Origin of the sequence: Pantoea sp. CTOTU50773 (assembly GCF_032082325.1) — a bacterium.
Classification (GTDB): Bacteria; Pseudomonadota; Gammaproteobacteria; order Enterobacterales; family Enterobacteriaceae; genus Pantoea; species Pantoea communis.
In genome coordinates, this window is record NZ_DAMDQC010000001.1 from 78,862 (window position 1) to 102,196 (window position 23,335).

Sequence of the window (23,335 nt, forward strand, 5' to 3'; positions counted from 1 at the left end):
CAACGGTACGGCAAGTGAATGCGCCTGCGTATTCTCTGAAAGTAACGTTTTCAGAGTTTATTTATTGAGCAGCTCGGCGCTGTTTGTTAATTTTGAGCCACTTTTCGCGCCATTGCGCTTCATCGTGCCCGCTGTCACAGGGCCAGTTTTTCGCCCTAAAGCGGCAGAAGCTGGGATAGCGGCCGACAGGGTTACAGGAATGATCATGTCCAACCATAAACTTAAAATGCATTTGATTTCGCTGGCGTTGCTGGCGGAAAAAAAGCTGACCACACGCAAACGCCTTCCCGCCTATCAAGCCGCAGCCGAACAGGATATTAACCTGCAGGGTCGTGCTAATCCGCCTGCGCCCATTCCGCGTCAGGTTTGGATGTACTGGGAAAGTGAAAAGCTCCCGGCTGAAGTCCAGATTTTTGTCGATAAGATTGCCCGTGAAAACCCTGGCTATGCGTTGACGGTAATTAACAATCTCAATCTGCATGACTATTTACCAGACCTGAAGTTTGTCCACGCGGGGATGCGGGCTTCGCACAAAAGCGATGTGATTCGCCTGGAGCTGCTGCATCGTTATGGCGGAATCTGGATGGATGCCACCATTATCCTCAATCGCAGCCTCGATGAGCTGTTAGCGGTGAATGCGGATGAGCGTTATGACCTGGTGGCTTTTTATCGCGAGGAATCCACCCGCGATCGCGCTTATCCGGTTATGGAATCCTGGTTTCTCGCCGCGCCGAAAAACAATGCCTTTATCGGCCGCTGGCTGCACTGCTTCCGTCCGATTGTGGAGTTAGGCTCTGAAGCCTTCTTCCAGCAATTATTGGCGCTGCCGAACTACGACACAATTCTGCAGGGCATCAAGACGCCGGATTATCTGGTGGTGTATATCGCTCAGCAGCAGGCGCTGCGGGAAGAGAATCACTACAACTTCTACTTACGCAAAGCGGAAGCCGGTGCGTTATTGTATCAAACGCTGAGCGGCTGGCGTCCGGTGAAGCTGAGCCGCATGCTGATGGTGGACGCTTTACCGGAGGTGTTGCCACCGGTGTATAAGCTCACCAGCTTTGACCGCAAATATATCGCAACGCATCTGAAGTATGGCGTGGTCAACAGCGATAGCCTGCTGGGGCAAGTATTGCTGCACGACCAGCCGAAAAACCTGACACCTGCAGTGACGCCGTTACGCAGAGCCAGGCATTAGCGCTGCAACCTCAGCATAAAGCTGAACCTCGTACACTGGCGTCGCCTTTGATGGCGACGTGATAACTCACAGCGCCTGCGCACACGCCCAGGCTGAACTCCACGCCCACTGGAAGTTGTATCCGCCGAGCCAGCCGGTGACATCCACCACTTCACCAATAAAGTACAAACCGGGCACATCGCGCGCTTCCATGGTTTTGGAGGAGAGTTGCGTGGTATCGACGCCGCCCATCGTCACTTCGGCAGTGCGATAACCTTCGGTGCCATTCGGCTGCACGCGCCACTGATGCAACGTGATGACCAACTCGGCCTGCTGCTTGCTATTGAGCTGCTTCAGCGTCACATCCGGGATCTGCTTCAGCTCCTGCAACACTTCCACCAGACGCTTCGGCAGGATTTTCGCCAGGCTGTTTTTCAGGCTGAGATTCGGATGCGCCTCGCGCTGCACGTTGATGAATTCTTCCAGCGAGGTTTCCGGCGACAGGTTAATGGTGACAAACTCACCCGGCTGCCAGTAGCTGGAGATTTGCAATACCGCCGGACCCGACAAACCGCGATGGGTAAACAGCATCGCTTCTTTAAACAGCGTGCCATCCTGCGCGGTGATGGTGGTGGGCAATGACACACCCGATAAGGAATTCAGCTGCTCAAGCAGTGGCTTATGCAGCGTAAACGGCACCAAGGCTGCGCGCGTCGGGAACACTTTCAAACCAAACTGCTCGGCCACTTTATACCCGAATGGTGTCGCGCCCAGACCCGGCATCGATAAGCCACCGCTGGCGATCACCAATTTCTCAGCCTGCACCTCGGAGCCATTCAGTTGCAGCCTGTAGCCATTTTCATCACGCGTCACGCTCAGCACTTCACTGCGCAAGCGCAACGTAACCTGCCCGTCTTCGCACTCTTTTAACAGCAAATCCACGATCTGCTGCGCCGACTCATCGCAGAACAACTGGCCGAGGGTTTTCTCGTGATACGCAATCTTGTGGCGATTCACCAGATCGATGAAGTCCCACTGGGTGTAACGCGCCAATGCCGACTTACTGAAATGCGGGTTGTGCGAGAGATAGGCGGCCGGTTCGGTGTACATATTGGTGAAGTTACAGCGGCCACCACCGGACATCAGGATTTTACGTCCCGCCTTTTTGCCGTTATCCAGCAACAGCACCCGACGACCCAACTGCCCTGCCTGCGCCGCACAGAACATGCCGGCAGCGCCTGCACCTATTACGATAACGTCAAACTTGTCCACAGCGTCTAATCCACATAATTGAAAGGCGGTGATTGTAGAGATCTGCGGCATTTCGCGCCAGCGTCAAAAAAATGCCGTAAATGTGTCATATTGTAACTCGCTTATTTTTCAGTCTTTTTACCTTGTCTGATGGGGTTTGTGGCAATTTTAAGACAAAAAAGGACTATATTTTCCTTTCACATCATGCGGGTTGTCGCCGATAATGCGCCGCGTTCATGTCCTCCAAAAAATGGCGTAACGTTTATGCTACATCTGTTCGCTGGTCTTGACCTCAGTACCGGCCTGTTTTTGGTTATCGCTCTGCTGTTTGTATTGTTCTATGAGGCAATCAACGGTTTCCACGACACTGCTAACGCAGTCGCTACCGTCATCTATACCCGCGCGATGCGGGCGCAATTGGCGGTTGTGATGGCGGGTGTTTTCAACTTCTTAGGCGTTTTGCTGGGCGGCTTGAGCGTGGCTTATGCCATCGTGCATATGCTGCCAACTGATTTACTGCTGAATGTGGGTTCCGCGCACGGCCTGGCCATGGTGTTCTCCATGCTGCTGGCGGCGATTATCTGGAACTTAGGTACCTGGTATCTGGGTTTGCCTGCGTCCAGTTCTCACACCCTGATTGGCGCCATTATCGGTATTGGTCTCACCAATGCGCTGATGACCGGCACCTCGGTGGTTGATGCCCTCAACCTGCCGAAAGTCATTAATATCTTCCTGTCACTGATCCTGTCGCCGATTGTCGGCCTGGTGATTGCGGGCTCGCTGATTTTCATCCTGCGTCGTTACTGGAGCGGAACCCCTAAACGTTCGCGCATCCACATGACACCGGCTGACCGTGAAAAGATCGATGGCAAGAAGAAGCCACCGTTCTGGACGCGTATTGCCTTGATCGTTTCGGCGATTGGCGTGAGCTACTCCCACGGTGCGAACGATGGTCAGAAAGGCATTGGCCTGATTATGTTAGTGCTAATCGGTGTTGCGCCTGCGGGTTTCGTGGTCAACATGAATGCCTCAGGTTATGACATCACCCGTACTCGCGATGCGGTGAATCATCTGGAACAGTATTATCAGCAGCACAGCGATTCACTCACCCATATCGTCCAGATGGCGCCGCCTGCGGTGCCAACGCCGGAAGAGTCTGTGGGCGGGCCGCATGAGTTCCATTGCGACAGCAGTCGTGCGCTGCAGGCTATCAATCGTGCACAAGTGTTGCTGACCAATCTGAACAGCTATGACCAACTGACGGTGGATCAGCGCAGCCAGATGCGTCGCCTGTTGATGTGCGTCTCGGACACGGCCGATAAAGCCGCGAAACTGCCAGAGACCACCCCGGACGATAAGCGCTTCCTTAACAAGTTGAAGGGCGATTTGCTGGGCACCGTCGAGTACGCGCCGATCTGGATCATCATGGCGGTGGCGTTAGCACTGGGCATCGGCACCATGATTGGCTGGCGTCGTGTGGCAACCACCATCGGCGAAAAAATCGGTAAGAAAGGCATGACTTATGCGCAAGGCATGTCAGCGCAGGTCACTGCGGCAGTGTCGATTGGTATCGCGAGCTATACCGGAATGCCGGTTTCGACCACGCATATTCTGTCATCATCCGTTGCCGGTACCATGCTGGTGGATGGCGGTGGATTACAGAGCCGTACGATCAAAAACATCGCCATGGCGTGGGTGTTCACCCTGCCGGTCTGTATTGTGCTGTCAGGCTCGCTCTACTGGATCGCGCTGAAAATTATCTAAGCCTTTAACGGCAAACAAGAGGGCGACTGTTCAACACAGATCGCCCTTTTTTATTGCCGCTATTTAATGCCAGATCGCCAGGCCAACCAGACTCACCACCACCAAAAAACAGAGCCCGCTGGTCAGGACAAACTGCCTGCGTACGCGCTCGCAGCGGCGAATAAATTCGTCGTCGTGATGATCGCGATAGCGTTTATCCCAGATATAACGCACCAGCCGCACCTGCTTGCTCGGCTGACCATGAGACGTGAAGAAACCCGCCCCATCCACATATTGATACAGCAGCGGATCGCAACCGCGCAGCACAGCCAATAGCGAGCGTAAAGAAGAGAAGTAGCGCGCCATATTCACCAGACAAACCACACACAGAGCCCAAAAAAGCGCGATAGTGCTGATCATGTTCCCCTCCCAGCTGGAGCCGCAATGACGTCGAAGGCAGCGGGGAAATGCTGTAGACGCCCCACGGGAAATTAACCAGCCACAGATGAATCGAATTGCATTGTTGTTATGCGAACCCGAGCGCGTTACCCAGACGGCAGTGGCACTCATTTTCAGTGTAGGAGATCTGTTCAATTTTTTTCCAGCGATGATTTTCGTTCACCGCGAGTGAAAATTGCGATAGCGCTTGATCTTCCTCACAAGCGAGCCGTGGATTGCAGCATTTGTTAACAACTCTGGCTATACTCAGGTCATAACAACAGAACGCCTGCAGGGCATAAATTGTGGTTGGTGGCGCTTCATCGCTGTTTCGCGCAAAGGATTTCGCTCGCCGAGCGGCGGGAATTCAGGTAGCCCCAGAATCTTGAGAAGGAGTTTTATCATGGCTTATAAACACATCCTGATTGCAGTAGACCTTTCCCCGGAAAGCCAGTTGCTGGTTGATAAAGCCGTTTCACTGGCCCGCCCTTATGATGCAAAAATCTCGCTGATCCACGTTGATGTGAATTACTCAGACCTTTATACCGGGCTGATTGACGTCAATCTGGGCGACATGCAGAAACGCATTTCTGAGGAGACGCACACCGCGCTGAAAGAACTTTCTACCAACGCCGGTTATCCGATCAGTGAAACCCTGAGCGGCAGCGGCGATCTCGGCCAGGTGCTGGTGGATGCGATTAAGAAATACGATGTGGATTTAGTGGTCTGTGGCCACCATCAGGATTTCTGGAGCAAGCTGATGTCATCAGCGCGCCAGCTGATCAACACCGTGCATATCGATATGCTGATTGTGCCGCTGCGTGACGAAGAAGACGAATAAAAACAGGGCCAGTAATGGCCCTGTTTTTTTGGTAGCGGCGTAATACATCGCGCGTCTTTAAACCCCGCGCGATAAATCACGCCGCAACGCCATTATGCAGAATCATACCAATGGCGGATAAATATCAAAGCGATGGCTTTTGGTGACCACGGCCGATTGGGTTGCAACGCCCGCTAACGGCGGCGCGTAATCCGGGCGTTTCACCACAATGCGCTTCTTCGCCAGACGACGAGCGGGTTCCAGCAGCGCATCGGCATCCTCATCGGGCCCCACCAGCGACTGAAACACCCGCATCTCCTTCTTCACCATCGCGCTCTTTTGACGATGGGGATACATCGGATCGAGATACACCACATCTGGCGCGGGCGTGATATCACTCAACGCCTGCTGACTCACCACATGCAGCAGCGTCAGACGTTCGCGCAGCCAGCCGCCAATCTCCGCATCTTCATAGCCACGACGTAAGCCATCATCGAGCAGAGCCGCAACCACCGGATGGCGTTCCAGCATGCGCACCCGGCAACCCAGCGCCGCCAGCACAAAGGCATCGCGCCCCAATCCTGCCGTTGCGTCGATCACGTCCGGCAAATAGCCACCTTTGATGCCCACCGCTTTCGCCACCGCCTCGCCGCGCCCACCGCCAAACTTGCGGCGATGCGCCATAGCTCCGGTGACAAAATCCACAAAGATGCCACCCAGTTTAGGCTCATCCTGTTTGCGCAGCTCAAGGCGCTCCGGCGTCAGCACCAGGGCCATTACAGCCTGATCGTCATGCTGTAAGCCCCAGCGCTGCGCCAGATGTAATAAGGCGCCGTCTCCGGCGCCTGATTCATCGATTAAACCGATTTTCACAAGCAGGCTTATCCCTGAATTCCGTAGTGTTCCAGCATCGCATCCAGCTGTGGTTCACGGCCACGGAAGCGTTTGAACAGCTCCATTGGCTCTTCGGAACCGCCGCGCGTCAGGATGTTGTCGAGGAACGACTGGCCGGTTTCACGGTTGAAGATGCCCTCTTCTTCGAAGCGCGAATAGGCATCCGCCGCCAGCACGTCGGCCCACAGATAGCTGTAGTAACCTGCGGCATAACCGCCGGCGAAGACGTGGCTAAACGCATGCGGGAAGCGGCCCCACTCCGGGCTTGGCACCACGGCAACCTGTTTCTTCACTTCACGCAGGGTTTCGAGGATTTGCGCACCTTTTTCCGGATTGAACTCGGTATGCATACGGAAATCGAACAGGCCGAACTCCAGCTGACGCAGGATAAACAGCGCCGCCTGATAGTTCTTCGCTGCCAGCATCTTATCCAGCAGGTCTTTCGGCAGCGGTTCGCCGGTCTCGTAGTGGCCGGAGATAAACGCCAGCGCGTCCGGCTCCCAGCACCAGTTTTCCATAAACTGGCTAGGCAGCTCGACCGCATCCCACGGCACACCGCTGATACCCGACACGCCCGGCGCTTCGATGCGCGTCAGCATGTGGTGCAGGCCGTGACCAAACTCGTGGAACAAGGTGGTGACTTCATCGTGGGTAAACAGCGCGGGCTTGCCCTGTACCGGACGGTTGAAGTTACAGGTGAGGTACGCCACCGGCTTCTGCAGGCTGCCATCGGCTTTACGCATCTGGCCGACGCAGTCGTCCATCCACGCCCCGCCACGCTTGTGTTCACGCGCATACAGGTCAAGATAGAAACTGCCGCGCAGCTCGCCGCTTTCATCAAACAGGTCGAAGAAGCGCACATCTGGATGGTACACATCCACGTCTTTACGCTCTTTGGCGGTGATGCCGTAAATGCGTTTCACCACTTCAAACAGGCCGCTCACCGCACGCTCTTCCGGGAAGTACGGACGCAGTTGCTCATCGCTGATGGTGTAGAGATGCTGTTTCTGCTTCTCGCCGTAATAGGTGAGATCCCACGGATTCATCTCGTCAACGCCATACTCTTTTTTGGCGAAGGCGCGCAGCTGAGCTAACTCTTTCTCACCCTGCGGACGCGCACGTTTGGCGAGGTCGGTCAGGAAGTCGATCACCTGAGCCGGGTTCTCAGCCATCTTGGTCGCCAGTGATTTGTGCGCGAAGGAGTCAAAGCCCAGCAGCTGTGCCAGTTCGTGACGCAATGCCAGCTCTTCGGCCATGATCGGGCCGTTATCCCATTTACCGGCGTTGGAACCCTGCTCAGAAGCACGCGTTGAATAGGCGCGGTACATCTCTTCACGCAGCGCCTGATTGTCGCAGTAGGTCATGACTGGCAGATAGCTTGGAATATCCAGCGTCAGCAGCCAGCCTTCTTGTTCTTTAGCTTCGGCCTGCGCTTTGGCCGCAGCCAGCGCGCTTTCTGGCATGCCCGCCAGATCGGCCTCATCGGTGATCAACTTGCTCCAGCCCATGGTGGCGTCGAGCACGTTGTTGCTGTAGGTCGAACCCAGCTCAGACAGGCGCGCGGCAATTTCGCCGTAGCGCTTCTGCTTCTCTTTATCGAGACCGATACCGGAGAGTTCGAAATCACGCAGTGCGTTATCCACCGCTTTCTTCTGTGCGATATCCAGCGCGGCATAGCTGTCGCCCTGTTTCAGATCGCGATAAGCCTGATACAGGCCTTCGTTCTGTCCCACCCAGGTGCTGTATTCTGACAGCAGCGGCAGCGTCTGCTCATAAGCTTCACGCAGTTCCGGGCTGTTCTTCACCGAATTCAGGTGGCTCACCGGCGAGAAAATACGGCTCAGACGGTCATCCACTTCTGCCAGTGGCTGCACTAAATTGTCCCAAGTGTAAGGTGCACCCTGTGCTACAACGCGTTCAACTTCAGCGCGGCAGTTGTTCAGCGCTTCAGTCACAGCGGGAACCACGTGCTCAGGTTTAATCGCGGAAAACGGCGGTAGCGTGTAAGGGGTGAGTAACGGATTGGTCATAAGCGCAGTCCTTTCTTCATGGAGTGGGGGTGGCGCGCAATGGCGCGACGCAATCTTTCTAACATGCGGTCAGTTAACGTGAAAATCAATGCTACTGAGAATGGACCCGTAAAGAAAAAAGCGCGAGCGCCGAAACGTCAGCAATTTTTACGCAGCGCGGCTATAATCGCGCCACACACGATGTTTTTATCTCCTTTGATCCAACCGCGGACCCCTCTTTTTTATGCTGAGTTATCGCCACAGTTTTCATGCCGGCAACCATGCCGACGTGCTCAAACATACCGTTGAAAGCCTGATCCTCACCGCCCTGATGGAGAAGGAAAAACCGTTTCTCTATCTGGATACCCACGCCGGTGCCGGACGTTACCAGCTGAGCGGAGAGCACGCCGAGCGTACCGGTGAATATCTGGAAGGCATTGCGCGCATCTGGCAGCAGCCGGACGCGCCAGAACTGCTGAAGCCTTATCTGACGGCCGTTCGCAACCTCAACCCGCATGGCACCTTGCGCTACTATCCAGGCTCGCCGCTGATCGCCCGCTATCTGCTGCGTGAAGAGGACAAGCTGGAGCTGACCGAACTGCACTCCAGCGACTATCCGCTGCTACGTTCCGAATTCAGCAAAGATGCCCGTGCACGCGTAGCGCGTGGCGACGGCTATCAGCAGTTAAAAGCCAAACTGCCTCCGCTGAGCCGTCGTGGTCTGATTCTGATCGATCCGCCGTACGAAATGAAAAGCGATTATCAGGATGTGGTGAAAGGCATTCAGGAAGGCTACAAACGCTTTGCTACCGGTGTGTATGCGCTGTGGTATCCGGTGGTGCTGCGCCAGCAAATCAAACACATGATTAAAGACCTGGAAGCCAGCAACATCCGCAACATCTTGCAGATCGAACTAGCGGTGCGTCCGGATAGCGATCAACGCGGCATGACTGCCTCCGGCATGATCGTGATTAACCCGCCGTGGAAGCTGAAAGCGCAGATGGAAGAGCTGCTGCCGTGGCTGCATCAGAAGCTGGTGCCGGCGGGTACCGGTCACTACAGCGTGACGCAGATCGTTACAGAATAGCGGGCTTATAGGGTGCGGTTTCTGAGCAGCACCTTGCCGTTGCCCTTCTAAGGACACTTTTTATGTGGATCATTCTGGCTGGCGCACTCACTGTGCTGTCACCTGCCAAACGCCTTGCCGTACTTCTGCTGTTATTGGCGACGATAATGGGCCTGTTCCAGGATGTGCTGGACTGGCCTGCTCTCGCCATTTTAGGTGCCATCGCTTTGCTGGCGTGGGTGCGGGTGGAAAATCCCACCAACCGTGCCTTGCTGCTGATCAGCGAAGCGCTGCTGGTGCTGATCGCCGGTGGCCTGTTCCTGCATCTGCTGCCTGGCTTTAACAACCCGCGCCAGATCGAGGAGATGCAGGTTGGCCCCAACAGTGTGCCGTTCAGCTTCTACTACAACTTTGATAAAGCGCTGATTCCCTTTGTGCTGCTGGCTGCCTTGCCCACGCTGTTCCGTGCGCAGCAGTTTCCTGCGCCGCACAAGATTCTGTGGCTGCTGTTACTGGCGGCGATCCCGCTGCTGCTGTACGTCGCGGTGCTGCTGGGTGGACTGGCGATTGAGCCACACTGGCCGGACTGGCTCGGCAGCTTTATGCTGGCAAACCTGTTCTTTGTTTCGCTGGCCGAAGAAGCGTTCTTCCGTGGCTATGTGCAACAGCGCCTGCGCCAGAAAATCGGTGGCGTAGCGGCACTGTTGCTCACCGCACTGCTGTTTGGTCTGGCGCACTTCCCTGGCGGCATGATGCTGGTGGTCTTCGCCACTCTGGCCGGGTTAATTTACGGCCTGGCGTGGCACTGGAGCGGGCGTGTGTGGGTCGCCACCGGCGTCCATTTCCTGTTCAACATGATGCACCTGCTGTTCTTTACCTATCCGGCGTTACAGCACTAAATTTCGAACACCGCGAAATCCCGTGCCAGCTCGGTCGCTGCAAACACCGACTGGCACTCCGCCAGCAGTCTCTCTCGATCGCTCGACAAATAACGCGAACTGAAGTGCGTGGCGATCATGCGTTTTGCACCTGCCAGTTTTGCCACTTCGGCGGCCTGAATCGTCGTGGAGTGGCCGCGACCATTAGCTTTTTCGGCCATTGCAGCTTCCAGCGTGGTTTCATGCACCATCACATCCGCATCAGCCGCCAGCGCAAGCGCCACTTCGGTCGGGCCGGTATCACCGAATATCGCCACCACTTTGCCTCTGGTCGCCGGGCCGAGATACGCCGCGCCGTTAATTTCGCGCCCATCCTCCAACCGGATGCGTTTACCTTCTTTCAAATCCTGATACCAGGGCCCGCGCGGTACCCCTTCCGCTTTCAGGCGCGGCGCATCGAGGAAGCCCGGTTTATCATGCTGTTCAATACGATAGCCATAACACTCCACCACATGATTCATCGGATAGGCGATGACGCGGAACTCACCATCATCCAGCACTTCGCCCGCTTCAATTTCTATGATCTCAAGTGGGAAGCCGGTGTAAGAACCACTGAGACTGAGCGCCGTCTCGACAAACTGTTTGATGCCTTTTGGACCGTAAATCGTCATCGGCTCCAGCAGCCCGGCCATCGAACGGCTGGTGAGCAAGCCCGGAAGACCGAAGATGTGGTCACCGTGCAAGTGGGTAATAAAGATTTTTTCCAGCCTGCTCGGCTTGAGTGCGGAGCGCATAAACTGGTGCTGCGTCGCTTCACCGCAGTCGAACAGCCAGGTGTCGCCCCGTTTCGACAGCGTCAGTGCAATCGCCGTGACGTTACGTTGCAGGCTCGGCGCACCCGCGCCGGTGCCGAGAAAAGTCAGATGCATAATGTCTTCCATGTAAGCGGAACCTGGATTTAACCCTATCACAAACATAGGCTGAACCTTTGCGCCTCTTGCGCAAGCAGCGTTACACTCTATGCCAATTTTCTCCCAAAAGATGGACATTCCGCATGACCCGACATTTTGACTACCTCGCCATCGGCGGCGGCAGCGGCGGTATCGCCTCAATTAACCGTGCCGCGATGCATGGCCAGAAATGCGCGCTGATCGAAGCGAAAGAATTGGGCGGCACCTGTGTCAACGTTGGCTGCGTGCCGAAAAAAGTGATGTGGCATGCGGCGCAGATTGCCGAAGCTATTCACCTGTACGGCCCGGACTACGGTTTCGATACCACCGTGAACAATTTTGACTGGTCAGTGCTGGTGAAAAACCGCAGCGCCTATATCGATCGCATCCACACCTCGTATGACAACGTGCTGGGTAAAAACAACGTCGAAGTGATCAAGGGCTTCGCCCGCTTTATCGATGCCAACACCGTGGAAGTGAATGGCGAAACCATCACGGCCGATCACATCCTGATCGCCACAGGCGGTCGTCCAAGCCATCCAAAAGTGCCTGGCGGGGAATACGGTATCGACTCTGACGGTTTCTTTGAGCTTGATGCGCTGCCGAAGCGTGTCGCGGTGGTCGGCGCAGGGTATATCGCGGTGGAACTGGCCGGTGTGGTCAACGCACTGGGTGCCGAAACCCATCTGTTTGTGCGCAAACACGCGCCGTTGCGCAGCTTCGATCCACTGATTATCGATACGCTGGTAGAAGTGATGCAGGCCGAAGGCCCAACGCTGCATACCGAGTCGATCCCGAAAGCGGTGATCAAGAACGCCGACGGCAGCCTGACGCTGCAGCTGGAAAATGGCCATGAGCAAACTGTCGATTGCCTGGTGTGGGCGATTGGTCGCGAGCCGGCGACCGACAATCTCAACCTCTCCGTGACCGGCGTGGCGCTGAACGAGAAAGGCTATATCAACGTTGATAAGTTCCAGAACACCAACGTGAAAGGCATCTATGCGGTGGGCGATAACACCGGCGCGGTGGAACTGACGCCTGTCGCGGTGGCCGCCGGTCGTCGTCTTTCGGAACGTCTGTTTAACAACAAACCGGACGAGCACCTGGATTACAGCAATGTGCCGACCGTGGTATTCAGCCATCCACCGATTGGCACCGTTGGTTTGACCGAACCGCAGGCGCGCGAGCAGTACGGCGACGACCAGGTGAAAGTGTATAAATCTTCCTTCACCGCGATGTACACCGCCGTCACCCAGCATCGCCAGCCGTGCCGCATGAAGCTGGTGTGTGTTGGCCCGGAAGAGAAGATTGTCGGCATTCACGGTATCGGTAACGGTATGGACGAGATGCTGCAAGGCTTCGCTGTGGCACTGAAGATGGGCGCTACCAAGAAAGATTTCGACAACACCGTGGCGATTCATCCGACGGCGGCGGAAGAGTTTGTCACCATGCGTTGATCAATGGGGCGGCATTTGCCGCCCTTTTTACTGCATCAGCAACACCGGCACTTCCACCACCGCCACGTCCTGCTCACCGCTCTCCATCAGGCGGAACACCGTTTCCATCATGCCTGCCACATCCTGTTTCACCATGCTGATGTCTTTACACAACAGCGCGACGAACGGGTCCCAGTCGAAACAGCCAATCGCCGGGTGTTTATCATCGGATAACAGATCCTCAGCACGCAGAAACTGCACCACCCCTTCCAGCGAAATGGTCGAATTCACAAACAGGCCAAATTGCCCCGTTACATACTGCTGAAAGTGATTTTTCAACGCCGTTTGCGCTTTTTCTGGCTCGTAGCCACACAGCAGCAGATTTTCCTCCGGCACAGAAATGCCTCGTTCCTGATGTGCCGCCAAAAAGCCGCGCAGGCGCTCTTTACTGTTATGATCGCTGGCACGCCCCCCGATAAAAATCAGCGGCTGCGGGCACTTCTCCAGCAGGCTAAGCGTCAGGCTCAATGCGCCATTGAAGTTATCCGAAATCACTGAAGGCGCCAGCGAACCGGGCAGATCAAGATTCAGCGAGGGAACGTCCGCGGCCTGACAAAGTGCAGTGATGCGATCTGGATCGGTGGCCCCGGTCACCACCATGTAATCCACCTGCCAGGAGAGCATGGTGCGCGCCGCTTCGAGTTCCAAATCAGGATCGCGCTGCGTACAGGTAATGACCGGGAACAGGCCGCGATCGCGCGCCATCTGCTCAAAACTTTCCACGATTGAGCCAAAATAGCGGTTGTCGTATTTGGGCACGATCATACCGATGGTTTTCGAGCGCGTGGTTCGCAGCATGCTGGCCTGTCGATTCAGCGCATAACCCTGCTCTTGCGCAATCCGGCTCACCTTCTCAGCAGTGCTGGCACTGATGCGCCGCTTCTTCCAGTTGCCGCTTAAAATCGCGCTCACCGCGCTTGCCGAAACCCCCGTGAGTTCCGCGAGGTCATAAATGGTGGTTTTCTTGTTTTTGCCGATCCGCGTCACAGAACCCATCCCTTTATTGCTCTTTTTGTTGCTGGTTAAAAGTCGGGGTGATAGTTGTGCTTCATCGATTGAGCACCACCTAAAACGCCATTGATAAAGGATTATAAGATGAACACGAACCTCTTCTCCATGCATAACCCACTCAACGGAAAAGTTGCCGCCATTACTGGCGCTGCCTCCGGTATCGGTCTGGAATGCAGCAAAGTGCTGCTGCAGGCCGGGGCTAAAGTCGTCCTGATCGATCGCGATGGCGACAAGTTGCAGCAGCTGGTGGCGGAACTGGGTCCTCAGGCATTGCCATTGCAAATTGACCTGATGGACGGCAAACAGGTTGACGGGATTCTCGACGACATTCTCAAGCTGGCGGGCCGCCTCGATATTTTCCACGCCAACGCCGGTGCCTACATTGGCGGGCCAGTGGCGGAAGGCGATCCCGATATCTGGGATCGCGTACTGAAACTCAACACCAGCGCGGCCTTTCGCTGCGTGCGTTCGGTGCTGCCGCATCTGATCGCGCAGAAATCGGGTGACATCATTTTCACCAGTTCGATTGCGGGCGTGGTGCCCGTGGTCTGGGAACCGATCTACACCGCATCCAAATTTGCAGTGCAGGCTTTTGTGCATTCAACCCGTCGACAGGTGGCACAGCATGGTGTGCGCGTCGGTGCGGTGCTGCCGGGCCCGGTGGTCACTGCCCTGCTCGATGACTGGCCGCAGGAGAAACTGAAGGACGCGCTGGCCAATGGCAGCCTGATGCAGCCCATTGAAGTGGCGGAATCGGTGCTGTTTATGGTGACACGTTCGCCGGGTGTCACAGTGCGCGATATTGTTATCCTTCCCAACAGCGTTGACCTGTAACAAGACGAGGTGCAGCAGCATGAGTAACGAAAAATATCTGATTGGTGTCGATGTTGGTTCAGCCAGCGCTCGCGCGGGCGTGTTTGACCGCGCGGGAAATCTGTTAGGCCATGCAAAACAGTCCATCACCACCTTCCGTGCCCACGGTCATGTGGTTGAGCAATCCGCCAATGAGATTTGGCAGGCGGTCAGTCACTGCGTGCGCGAGGCAGTGGCCACTGCCGCTATCGATCCCGCTGCGGTGGCTGGCATTGGCTTCGATGCCACCTGCTCGCTGGTGGTGATCAATGAACAGGGGCAACCGTTGCCCGTCAGCCCAAACGGAGAGGCGGAACGCAATATTATTGTGTGGATGGATCACCGCGCCACGCAGCAGGCCGATGCCATTAACGCGACGAAACATCCGGTGCTCGACTATGTGGGCGGACGCATCTCACCGGAGATGGAGATGCCAAAGCTGCTGTGGCTGAAAACCCACAACCCGCAGACATTCCAGAACGCCGCACACTTTTTCGATCTCACCGATTACCTCAGCTGGCGCGCGACAGGCGATACGGCGCGCTCATCCTGCACCGTCACCTGTAAATGGAACTATCTTGCGCATGAGCAGCGCTGGGATGCCGACTACTTCAGTGCCATTGGCCTGCCGGAGTTTGCCGAGGAGAAGTTTGCGCGTATCGGACAGCAGATCGTCGAGCCAGGCACACCGTGCGGCACAGGTTTAACCGCGCAGGCCGCCGCCGACTTTGGCTTATCTGCTGGCACGCCCGTGGCCGCCGGGTTAATCGATGCCCATGCAGGCGGCGTCGGTACGCTGGGCGCAGATGGCAGCCCGGAGGATAAACTCGCCTATGTGTTTGGCACCTCGTCCTGCACCATGACGCCGACGCGTGAAGCCGCGTTTGTGCCAGGTGTGTGGGGTCCGTATTACTCGGCGATGGTGCCGGGTTTATGGTTGAGTGAAGGCGGACAAAGCGCGGCAGGCGCCGCCATCGACCGCCTGCTGGAGATGCATCCAGCGGCTGCAAGGGCACAGCAGGCTGCCGATGCCGCTGGCCTTTCACTGCCGGTGTACCTTGCGGAACAGGCTTTGCAGCAATCTCGCAGTGAATCAGCAACGGTGGATTTAGTCGAAGGTCTGCATATCGTGCCGGAATTTGCGGGTAATCGTGCACCTTTTGGCGACCCTTACGCGCGAGCGGTGATTTGCGGTCTGGGTATGGACAATGACGAAGCCAGCCTGATCGCACTGTATATCGCCGGCTTGTGCAGCCTCGGCTACGGCCTGCGCCAAATCATTGAGGCGCAAACCAGCAAGGGTATCGTCACGCGGTCGATTGTCATCAGCGGCGGTGCCGGGCAACACTCGCTGGTACGCCAGTTGCTGGCGGACAGCTGCCAGCTTCCTGTGCAATCCACCCACTGCCCTGAGCCGGTATTACTGGGTTCAGCGATTCTTGCCGCTGCCGCCAGTGGCGTATATTCCGACGTCACCTCGGCGATGGCCAACATGACCACCGATGAAAAGCGCTGGCATCCTGAGCCGTCGGTTTCGCCACTGCATCAGCACCGTTATGATGCATTTAAATTATTGCAGAGCACCGCGCGTAATATTCGTCAGATAAGCGAATAAACGTCGAATAATATTTCCGTGCGCCGCACAAACGTCGGCGCACGGTTATTTTGCCCTGCCATTTCCTGCAAGATAAAATTTAATTTCTTCACTACTCAAGTTTACACCACCGGGATACTATTTATCCCTTAGCTAGCGCCCTTCGCGCTGGCATTTTTATGCGTTTTTTAAGGCAAGGGGAGCAACATGTTTACCGGTATTAAGCCGTGGTTCGAGGTTCAGGCAACCGCATGAATATCATCAGCATCATTATGTCTGCAGGCAAAGCCTCGGTGGATGTCGCGTTGTACACGCTTATTCCTATCATGGTGGTGATGTTATTCATCATGAAATATCTGGAAGTGAAAGGCGTGCTGGATTTTGTGGTACGTCATTCCACACCGTTATTAAAACCTTTAGGTATTACCGGACTGGCATTATTTGCGCTGATCCAGCTGAACTTTGTCAGTTTCGCCGCGCCGTTAGCGGCATTAGCGATTATGGAAAAACGTGGCACTTCCGATCGCCATATGGCGGCCACGCTGGCGATGCTGTTTGCCATGGGGCAAGCCAACGCTTTTTATCCGCTGATTCCTGCCGGGCTCAACTGGAGTGCCGCGATACTCATCTCCATCTGCGGCGGGGTGCTGGCGGCAGCCACCACTTATCATTTCTTTGGGCGCAAGCTCTCGGATGCAGCGCTGCTCAATGAAGATGAAGCCGTTGCGAATAATGAAAGCAAAATGGGACTGATCGCCATCATCAACAGCGCGGGTGCGGACGCGATTCGTCTGGCGCTGGGATCGCTGCCGATGCTGATTCTCTCACTGTCGGTGGTGGGGATTTTGAAAGAGTCCGGCGGGATTGAGATGCTTACCCGGCTGGTTTCTCCGCTGCTGGACAGATTCAACATCTCTGAAGTGTATATTCTGCCTGCACTGACCAAATGCCTGGCAGGCGGCACCGCCTACTACGGCGTGGTAGCCGGGCTGGTCGAAAAAGGTTTATACAGTGCGCACAACATCAACGCCTCGGCGGGTTGGTTTATTCAGACCTTTGATTTACCGGGGATTGGTATCTTCCTTGGCCTGTCGAGTCGTTTCCCGCGTCTGTTCCGTTTCGCCGTGCCGGGCATCATCCTCGGCATTGCACTGCGCGGTGTGGCACACGCTCTGATATTTTAATTAACCCTGGCGCTGAAAGACTTATTCAGCGCCTTGTTTAAATAACACTACAATTCCCGCGTGTTATTTTAAATTAACCCTATTCCTTTCATCGTTATTTTCATCAGTTGCATCACCTTTAATTATCGTACTATTATCACCAGCATGGTTTTGCACAAACCCATTAATCCCGATGAATTATCCGGTTAATTAATTCCTTAATTACATTGCAGGTAATATTCCTGTACGTCATCTATTGATACGCAGATAGGGTAGATCCATGAGCGGTAAGCAAATAACGTGGAATGGCGGGTTACAACCTGAAGCCATCGAGATTTTGTCCCAGGACGGCGGCATGATTGTGAGCCCAACGAAAGTCGGTTACATCATCATGACCTCCGATAAAGCCGGGTTAGAGCGTAAGTTTGAAGCCAAGCAGCGCAAGCGCAACAAGCCAGGCGTGGTACTATGTGGCTCGCTGGAACAACTGCGTTCACTGGCTCAACTGACGCCGGAAATTGACCAGCTTTATCAGCAGCATTGGGATCAGGATATTTTGCTGGGCTGTATTTTACCGTGGCGCGAAGATGCGTTGGCGCGTATTCCGGCTGACGGTTCAAAAGAGCTGATGATGGATGGCCGCCAGACCAGTTGCTTCGTGATTAAATTTGGCCGCCCCGGTGAAAATATTGCGAAAGCGCTGTGGGAAGAGCACGGGAAATTCTCCTTCGCCAGTTCCGCCAACCCATCGGGTCAGGGAAACCGTGGTCTGGTTGAGGGTATTGGCGAACGTATTGAAGCGCGTGCTGATTTAATTATTGAAGCCAATGACTACGTGAAATCCATTCAGCCTAACGACGAAAATAAAGTGCGCTACGAACAAGGCGTAATGGTGTCGATGGTCGATAGCGAAGGTCGTCTGATTCCACAGCAAAACGGCGAGCGTAAAATCACCCCGTGCCCGGTATTGATTCGCAAAGGCCTTGATGTCGATAAAATCATGGCGTTGCTGTCGGACATCTTCCCGTCCTGGGATTACCGTCACGGCGATTACTACTGATGTCACTAGCCTGTTTCCTGGTTTGGGAAACAGGCTAATTCGCGTTACCACTCCACGGTGATTTTGCCGAAGTGTCCCGCCGACTGCTGATGCTGGAAGGCCGCAGGCAGATCGTTCAGCGCACCGTAACTGTCACTGATCACCGGGCGAATACCCGTTTGCTCTAACGCGCGCACGAAATCCTGCTGCTGACGACGATGGCCGACAATCAACCCCTGAATACGCGCCTGCTTTGCCATCAATAGCGAGGTGGGTATCACGCCTTCGAACCCGGTCAGCACACCAATTAACGCGATATGACCGCCCACGCGCACCGCTTCAATCGACTGTGCCATGGTGCCCGGCCCGCCCAGTTCAATCACCACATCCGCGCCTTTGCCCTCAGTCAGCTGCTGAACCGCTTTGCCCCACTCCGGCGTGGTGCGATAGTTGATGCCCGCATCGGCCCCCAGCTCTTTGGCTCTGGCCAGCTTCTCATCCGATGAAGATGTGACAATCACTCGTGCGCCCATCGCTTTGGCAATTTGCAGCGCAGTAATCGACACGCCGCCGGTGCCCAACGTGACGATGGTATCGCCCGATTTAATCTGCGCATCGCCTACCAGTGCGCGCCATGCCGTCAGGCCAGATGTGGTAATCGTCGCGGCTTCGGCATGCCGCCAGCCGCGCGGTGCGAGGGTAAAGTGATGCGCAGGACGCACCACCACTTCGGCGGCAAAGCCGTCTTTTCCATCGCCGGGTGTCTGGGTGAAATTGCCGACCTGAGCAAACGGTAGCCCATCCTGCCACTGTGGGAAGAAACAGGACACCACATGGTCGCCGGGATTAAAGTCGGTGACGCCTGCACCGACCTCTTCGACCACGCCCGCACCGTCCGCCATCATAATGCGATCTTGCTCGGTGGGGATCGATCCGTTAGCCACCAGCAAATCGTGGAAGTTAAGTGAGGTGGCATGGCTCGCCACGCGGATCTCTCCGGCGCCCGGTTTACCGGGATCGGGCAGATCCGCCAGCTGCAAGTGCTCTAAACCGCCGGGTTGTTTCAGGATCATCGCTTTCATAACCACTTTCTCCTTAGCAAAACGCTCAATACAAAGCATGCCGCTGCGAAACGTGCATGCCTTCTTTTGTGCGCTAAGTTTGGCAGCGATGCCGCTTCCCTGCCTGTTACTCCGTGCGGTTATGCGAAAAGCTTTTACACATCCGCACGATAGGCTATCTCTTTCTGCAAACGCAGCTCTGCCAGGCGTCGTTCCAGCGCGGCTTCGATATTGTCATACGCCGTGCTGCCCAGTGCCAGACGCAGCGGCATGGCGGGTTGATCCAGCGTGGCGATCATCGCGGTGACAGATTTCGCGGCATCGCCTTTGATCGCGAACTCGCCAGACATAATCGCGCGGCGCACTTCACCGGAGGCGGTGTCCCGATAAACATCCTGCGCCTCAGCAATATCCAGCCCGGCACCAAAGTGAGTGGCGGTTGGACCCGGCTCCACCAGCAGGAAATCGATGCCAAAGCTGGCAACTTCCTGGCGTACCGCTTCAACAAATCCTTCGATGCCCCACTTGCTGGCGTGATACAGGCTGAAGTTGGGATAAGCCACCTGCCCGCCTTCCGAGGAAACCTGCGCGATGCGCCCGCCGCCCTGCTGGCGCAGCAGCGGAATCACGGCGCGAATTAGCTGGATTGAGCCGGTGAGGTTGGTGGCGATCTGACGATCAATCTGCGTATCGCTCAGCTCTTCCGCCGCGCCAAACAGACCATAGGCGGCATTGCTGACCACCACATCGACGCGCTCAACGTTGGCAAATGCCTGCGCGATGGCTGGCGCAATGCTGGCGGTGTTCGCCAAATCCAGCATCATGACCTGTAACTGCCCACCGTATCGCGCTTGCAGATCCGCCATTGCCTCAGTGCGACGTACGCAGGCCAGCACGCGATCGCCACGTGCCAGTAAATCTTCACTCATCAAACGGCCCAGCCCACTGCTGGCACCGGTAATTAACCAGGTTTTCATTTTGTCGTCCTCCGGTTGAAAACCCGATGATAGATCGCTTTACTGGTGGTCATAATCTCCCTAATCGCGCATGACCTGGTGAGTAAATACCACCAATGAGAAGACCTTCCTGGCATGAACTTCAGGCCATCAAAACGTTGGGCGAGCAGCGCAGCTTCCGCCGTGCCGCTGAGATGCTCGGCCTGAAGCGCTCTTCACTCAGCCATCTGGTGAAAGCGCTGGAACAGAATCTGGGGGTACAGCTTTTTCAGCGCACGACCCGCAGCGTATCGCTCACTGATGCCGGGCAACAGTTAATCGATCGCCTCGCTCCACTACTGAATAAAATGGATGAAGTGCTACACGATGTCAGCGCCCGCCGCCAGCAGCACGCAGGCACCTTACGCATCAGTGCCAGCGATGCGGCTATTAGCATCCTGCTGGAAAAAGTGGTGCCGGGATTTTGCGCTGATTACCCGAACATTCAGCTCGATTTTGCCGCGCAGGGTGAACTGGTGGATATCACAGCCGCCGGGTTTGATGCCGGCATTCGGCTGATTGAAGATGTGCCGCAGGATATGGTGGCGATTGCGCTGGGCGGCCCGCTGAATTTTATCACCGTGGCTTCACCGGCCTATCTCGCCGCACACGCCCCCATCAAGCAGCCGCAGGATTTGTTGCAGCAGCAGTGCATTCGCCATCGTCTGCCGAGCGGGAAACGCTATCGCTGGGAGTATGAGAATGCGGGGAAACGCTATGAACTGGATGTACCGGGCACGATCACCTTAGATAATAACGCGCTGATGACCCGCGCGGCCATCAGCGGATTGGGCATTGCTTATGTACCGTCGCTTTACGCCGAAGCGGCGCTGCAATCCGGCCAGTTAGTGGAACTGCTCGCCGACTGGCGGGTGCAGTCGGCAGGTCTGGCCTTGTGGTTCCCGCCCAACCAGCATCAGTCGATGGCGCTGCGGCTGTTTATCGATGCTCTGAAAAACAGCCTGCCGCGCCAGTCGTAATTCAAGCCTGACGCTGTGGCGCTTTGTGCACCATGGTGTAAGCGTAATCCACGCCCATGCCGTATGCGCCGCTGTGCTCACGCACCAGATCCATCACCGCATCGTAGGTTTCTTTGCGTGACCAGTCGCGCTGGTATTCCAACAGCACTTGCTGCCAGGTCACCGGCACGGCACCGGCCTGCACCATGCGCTGAATGGAACGTTCGTGGGCATCGACGCTGGTGCCGCCTGAAGTATCGGTCACCACATACACTTCAAAGCCCTCTTTCAAGGCCATCAGGGCCGGGAAAGTCAGACAAACTTCCGTCCAAAGCGCTGAAATAATCAATTTCTTACGGCCGGTTTTCTTCACCGCTTCAACGAATTTGGCATCTTCCCATGAGTTCATCGAAGTACGCTCAATCGGCTTCGATTCCGGGTGCACCGCCAGCAGTTCTGGCCAAATATAGCCGCTAAAACTTTCGGTTTCTACAGAGGTATAAATCACCGGCACGTCGAAAACTTTGCCCGCTTTTGCCAAAGCGACGGTGTTATTTTTGAGCTGCTGGCGATCAATATTGGCGACGCCGAAAGCCATCTGCGGCTGGTGGTCGATAAAGATCAGAGTTGAGTTCTGTGGGTCGAGCAGGTCGAGTTTAGACATGATGTATTCCTCTAAAGTGTTTTTAAATTTGTGTGTTGTGCTGCTGGAATGAACTTTAGAGAAAGGGGCCGCTAAGAGATAACGCAAAGAATTTTACAACTTATTCAAACTGTTTTTAGAAGACTGATTTAAAAAGATAAATTAACACTCAACACAGCAATTTCAGCCTCAAATGCGCTGTTTTTCACATTGCTTCCGGTGTATCAGCAGGCGTAACCTGTGCCAACAAAATCATAAAAAAACACCATCGCAAAATGATCGTACGTCCTCGTCAACACTGGTTCATCAGGTTGTTTGACTGGCACGGCTCGGTGCTGGTTAGCATTGTGTTTCGCCTGTCGCTCAACCTGCTGATGTCGGTGATCGCCATTATCGGCTATCCGTGGTACTCCACTTTCGGCATTCACCTCACGACTGCACCGTTCAGCTTGATTGGCGTGTCGATTGCCATCTTTCTTGGCTTCCGCAATAACGCCAGCTATGCGCGTTTTATTGAAGCGCGCACGCTGTGGGGCAATATGCACATCACGCAACGCTCACTGCTGCGCCAGATAAAATGCATTCGCGGCATCAGTGAAGCGCAAGTGCAGGAGTTTGTAGGGCTGCAGCTGGCATTTAGCTGGGCAATGAAACATCGGCTGCGTAAAACCGATGCGCAGGCCGATCTGGCGCGCTTGCTGCCGGAGAAGTGGCACAGTGCCGTATTGAGCCATCCGATGCCGACCTCACAGACCTTGTTATGCATGGGCGAATGGCTGGCGCAGCGGCGCGATGAGGGTCTGGTGTCGGATATTGTCTGGCAGAGTATCGATGACAATCTCAATCATCTGTCGGCTTATCTGGGCGGCTGCGATCGCCTTGCCAGCACGCCGATTCCGTTTGCCTACAGCCTGATTCTGCATCGCACCGTGTACCTGTTCTGTACCCTGCTACCGTTTGCGCTGGTGGCGGATTTGCATCTGATGACGCCGTTGGTGTCGGTGTTTATCTCGTACACCTTCCTGTCGCTGGAGTCACTGGCGGAAGAGCTGGAAGATCCGTTCGGCACTGCGCCCAACCATCTGCCACTGGATGCGCTGTGCGTGAATATCGAACGTAATTTGAAGGCGATGAACAATGATTTCCCGTTGCCGGAACCGCGCCAGCCGGATGAGCATTTTAATCTGACGTAATGCGTCCATTTGCCTGGCGCGCATAACAACACAGCCGGGCATATGGCTAACAGATCAGACCGACCACATAGCTAACACTTTTGTGGTCCGTCTCTTCGGATAA

The 23,335-nt window shown here is 55.5% G+C and carries 21 protein-coding genes; 12 read left to right on the forward strand and 9 right to left on the reverse strand.

Annotated elements, in window-relative coordinates; genetic code table 11:
- The first annotated feature begins 205 nt into the window (after positions 1-205).
- The gene (locus RT340_RS00345; RefSeq protein ID WP_211729215.1) at positions 206-1,198 is read left to right on the forward strand and encodes a glycosyltransferase family 32 protein; all 993 of its coding nucleotides are present in this window, start codon (positions 206-208) and stop codon (positions 1,196-1,198) included.
- A 66-nt stretch (positions 1,199-1,264) separates the two neighbouring features.
- Here RT340_RS00345 and RT340_RS00350 read toward each other — a convergent pair whose 3' ends face one another.
- Entirely contained in the window at positions 1,265-2,449 is a 1,185-nt protein-coding gene (locus tag RT340_RS00350) for an NAD(P)/FAD-dependent oxidoreductase (protein ID WP_097119468.1), read from the reverse strand.
- A 243-nt stretch (positions 2,450-2,692) separates the two neighbouring features.
- Here RT340_RS00350 and pitA point away from each other — a divergent pair, with 243 nt between their 5' ends.
- A complete protein-coding gene (gene pitA, locus RT340_RS00355) occupies positions 2,693-4,192 on the forward strand; it encodes an inorganic phosphate transporter PitA (protein WP_097119400.1) in 1,500 nt (499 codons plus the stop codon).
- Positions 4,193-4,255: 63 nt separating this feature from the next.
- On the opposite strand, the gene uspB is transcribed toward pitA, so the two are convergent.
- Complete coding sequence (gene uspB / locus RT340_RS00360; protein ID WP_034819764.1) at positions 4,256-4,591, reverse strand: universal stress protein UspB; 336 nt, start codon at positions 4,589-4,591, stop codon at positions 4,256-4,258.
- Positions 4,592-5,012: 421 nt separating this feature from the next.
- Here uspB and uspA point away from each other — a divergent pair, with 421 nt between their 5' ends.
- On the forward strand, positions 5,013-5,450 hold the full coding sequence (uspA, locus tag RT340_RS00365) for a universal stress protein UspA (protein ID WP_034819767.1): 438 nt from the start codon (positions 5,013-5,015) through the stop codon (positions 5,448-5,450).
- A 102-nt stretch (positions 5,451-5,552) separates the two neighbouring features.
- Here uspA and rsmJ read toward each other — a convergent pair whose 3' ends face one another.
- On the reverse strand, positions 5,553-6,302 hold the full coding sequence (rsmJ, locus tag RT340_RS00370; RefSeq protein ID WP_283216388.1) for a 16S rRNA (guanine(1516)-N(2))-methyltransferase RsmJ: 750 nt from the start codon (positions 6,300-6,302) through the stop codon (positions 5,553-5,555).
- 8 nt (positions 6,303-6,310) lie between these two features.
- On the reverse strand, positions 6,311-8,353 hold the full coding sequence (gene prlC / locus RT340_RS00375; RefSeq protein WP_313373376.1) for an oligopeptidase A: 2,043 nt from the start codon (positions 8,351-8,353) through the stop codon (positions 6,311-6,313).
- A gap of 223 nt (positions 8,354-8,576) precedes the next feature.
- On the opposite strand from prlC, the gene RT340_RS00380 reads away from it, so the two are divergent.
- Together RT340_RS00380 and RT340_RS00385 are read left to right on the forward strand one after the other, a co-directional pair.
- Positions 8,577-9,419 (forward strand): 23S rRNA (adenine(2030)-N(6))-methyltransferase RlmJ, encoded by an 843-nt coding sequence (locus tag RT340_RS00380; protein ID WP_313373378.1) that lies wholly within the window; start codon positions 8,577-8,579, stop codon positions 9,417-9,419.
- 62 nt (positions 9,420-9,481) lie between these two features.
- Positions 9,482-10,297: a CPBP family intramembrane glutamic endopeptidase gene (locus RT340_RS00385; protein ID WP_313373380.1), complete on the forward strand. Its 816-nt coding sequence runs from the start codon at positions 9,482-9,484 to the stop codon at positions 10,295-10,297.
- On the opposite strand, the gene rnz is transcribed toward RT340_RS00385, so the two are convergent.
- Positions 10,294-11,205 (reverse strand): ribonuclease Z, encoded by a 912-nt coding sequence (gene rnz, locus RT340_RS00390; RefSeq protein WP_211729212.1) that lies wholly within the window; start codon positions 11,203-11,205, stop codon positions 10,294-10,296. The two genes, RT340_RS00385 and rnz, sit on opposite strands and share 4 nt — an antisense overlap.
- Before the next feature lie 125 nt (positions 11,206-11,330).
- Between rnz and gorA the strand changes: the two genes are divergently transcribed.
- Positions 11,331-12,683, forward strand: a complete 1,353-nt coding sequence (gorA, locus tag RT340_RS00395) for a glutathione-disulfide reductase (RefSeq protein WP_211729211.1) — start codon at positions 11,331-11,333, stop codon at positions 12,681-12,683.
- Positions 12,684-12,710: 27 nt separating this feature from the next.
- On the opposite strand, the gene RT340_RS00400 is transcribed toward gorA, so the two are convergent.
- Entirely contained in the window at positions 12,711-13,709 is a 999-nt protein-coding gene (locus RT340_RS00400) for a substrate-binding domain-containing protein (protein ID WP_313373383.1), read from the reverse strand.
- Positions 13,710-13,817: 108 nt separating this feature from the next.
- On the opposite strand from RT340_RS00400, the gene RT340_RS00405 reads away from it, so the two are divergent.
- From RT340_RS00405 to RT340_RS00420, 4 genes are all read left to right on the forward strand, one after another.
- Entirely contained in the window at positions 13,818-14,567 is a 750-nt protein-coding gene (locus RT340_RS00405) for an SDR family oxidoreductase (RefSeq protein WP_283003403.1), read from the forward strand.
- A gap of 19 nt (positions 14,568-14,586) precedes the next feature.
- Entirely contained in the window at positions 14,587-16,200 is a 1,614-nt protein-coding gene (locus RT340_RS00410; protein ID WP_313373387.1) for an FGGY-family carbohydrate kinase, read from the forward strand.
- Between the two features lie 230 nt (positions 16,201-16,430).
- Complete coding sequence (locus tag RT340_RS00415) at positions 16,431-17,363, forward strand: nucleoside recognition family protein (protein ID WP_034819784.1); 933 nt, start codon at positions 16,431-16,433, stop codon at positions 17,361-17,363.
- Between the two features lie 259 nt (positions 17,364-17,622).
- Complete coding sequence (locus RT340_RS00420; RefSeq protein WP_167142119.1) at positions 17,623-18,402, forward strand: L-threonylcarbamoyladenylate synthase; 780 nt, start codon at positions 17,623-17,625, stop codon at positions 18,400-18,402.
- Between the two features lie 44 nt (positions 18,403-18,446).
- On the opposite strand, the gene RT340_RS00425 is transcribed toward RT340_RS00420, so the two are convergent.
- Together RT340_RS00425 and RT340_RS00430 are read right to left on the reverse strand one after the other, a co-directional pair.
- The gene (locus tag RT340_RS00425; protein WP_313373391.1) at positions 18,447-19,463 is read right to left on the reverse strand and encodes an NAD(P)-dependent alcohol dehydrogenase; all 1,017 of its coding nucleotides are present in this window, start codon (positions 19,461-19,463) and stop codon (positions 18,447-18,449) included.
- A 134-nt stretch (positions 19,464-19,597) separates the two neighbouring features.
- Entirely contained in the window at positions 19,598-20,419 is an 822-nt protein-coding gene (locus tag RT340_RS00430; RefSeq protein WP_211729207.1) for an SDR family oxidoreductase, read from the reverse strand.
- Positions 20,420-20,514: 95 nt separating this feature from the next.
- Between RT340_RS00430 and RT340_RS00435 the strand changes: the two genes are divergently transcribed.
- Positions 20,515-21,417 (forward strand): LysR family transcriptional regulator, encoded by a 903-nt coding sequence (locus RT340_RS00435; RefSeq protein WP_313373394.1) that lies wholly within the window; start codon positions 20,515-20,517, stop codon positions 21,415-21,417.
- Position 21,418: 1 nt separating this feature from the next.
- On the opposite strand, the gene RT340_RS00440 is transcribed toward RT340_RS00435, so the two are convergent.
- Complete coding sequence (locus RT340_RS00440) at positions 21,419-22,060, reverse strand: hydrolase (RefSeq protein ID WP_034819796.1); 642 nt, start codon at positions 22,058-22,060, stop codon at positions 21,419-21,421.
- Between the two features lie 254 nt (positions 22,061-22,314).
- On the opposite strand from RT340_RS00440, the gene RT340_RS00445 reads away from it, so the two are divergent.
- On the forward strand, positions 22,315-23,232 hold the full coding sequence (locus RT340_RS00445) for a bestrophin family protein (protein WP_097119412.1): 918 nt from the start codon (positions 22,315-22,317) through the stop codon (positions 23,230-23,232).
- The last annotated feature ends 103 nt before the right edge of the window (positions 23,233-23,335 follow it).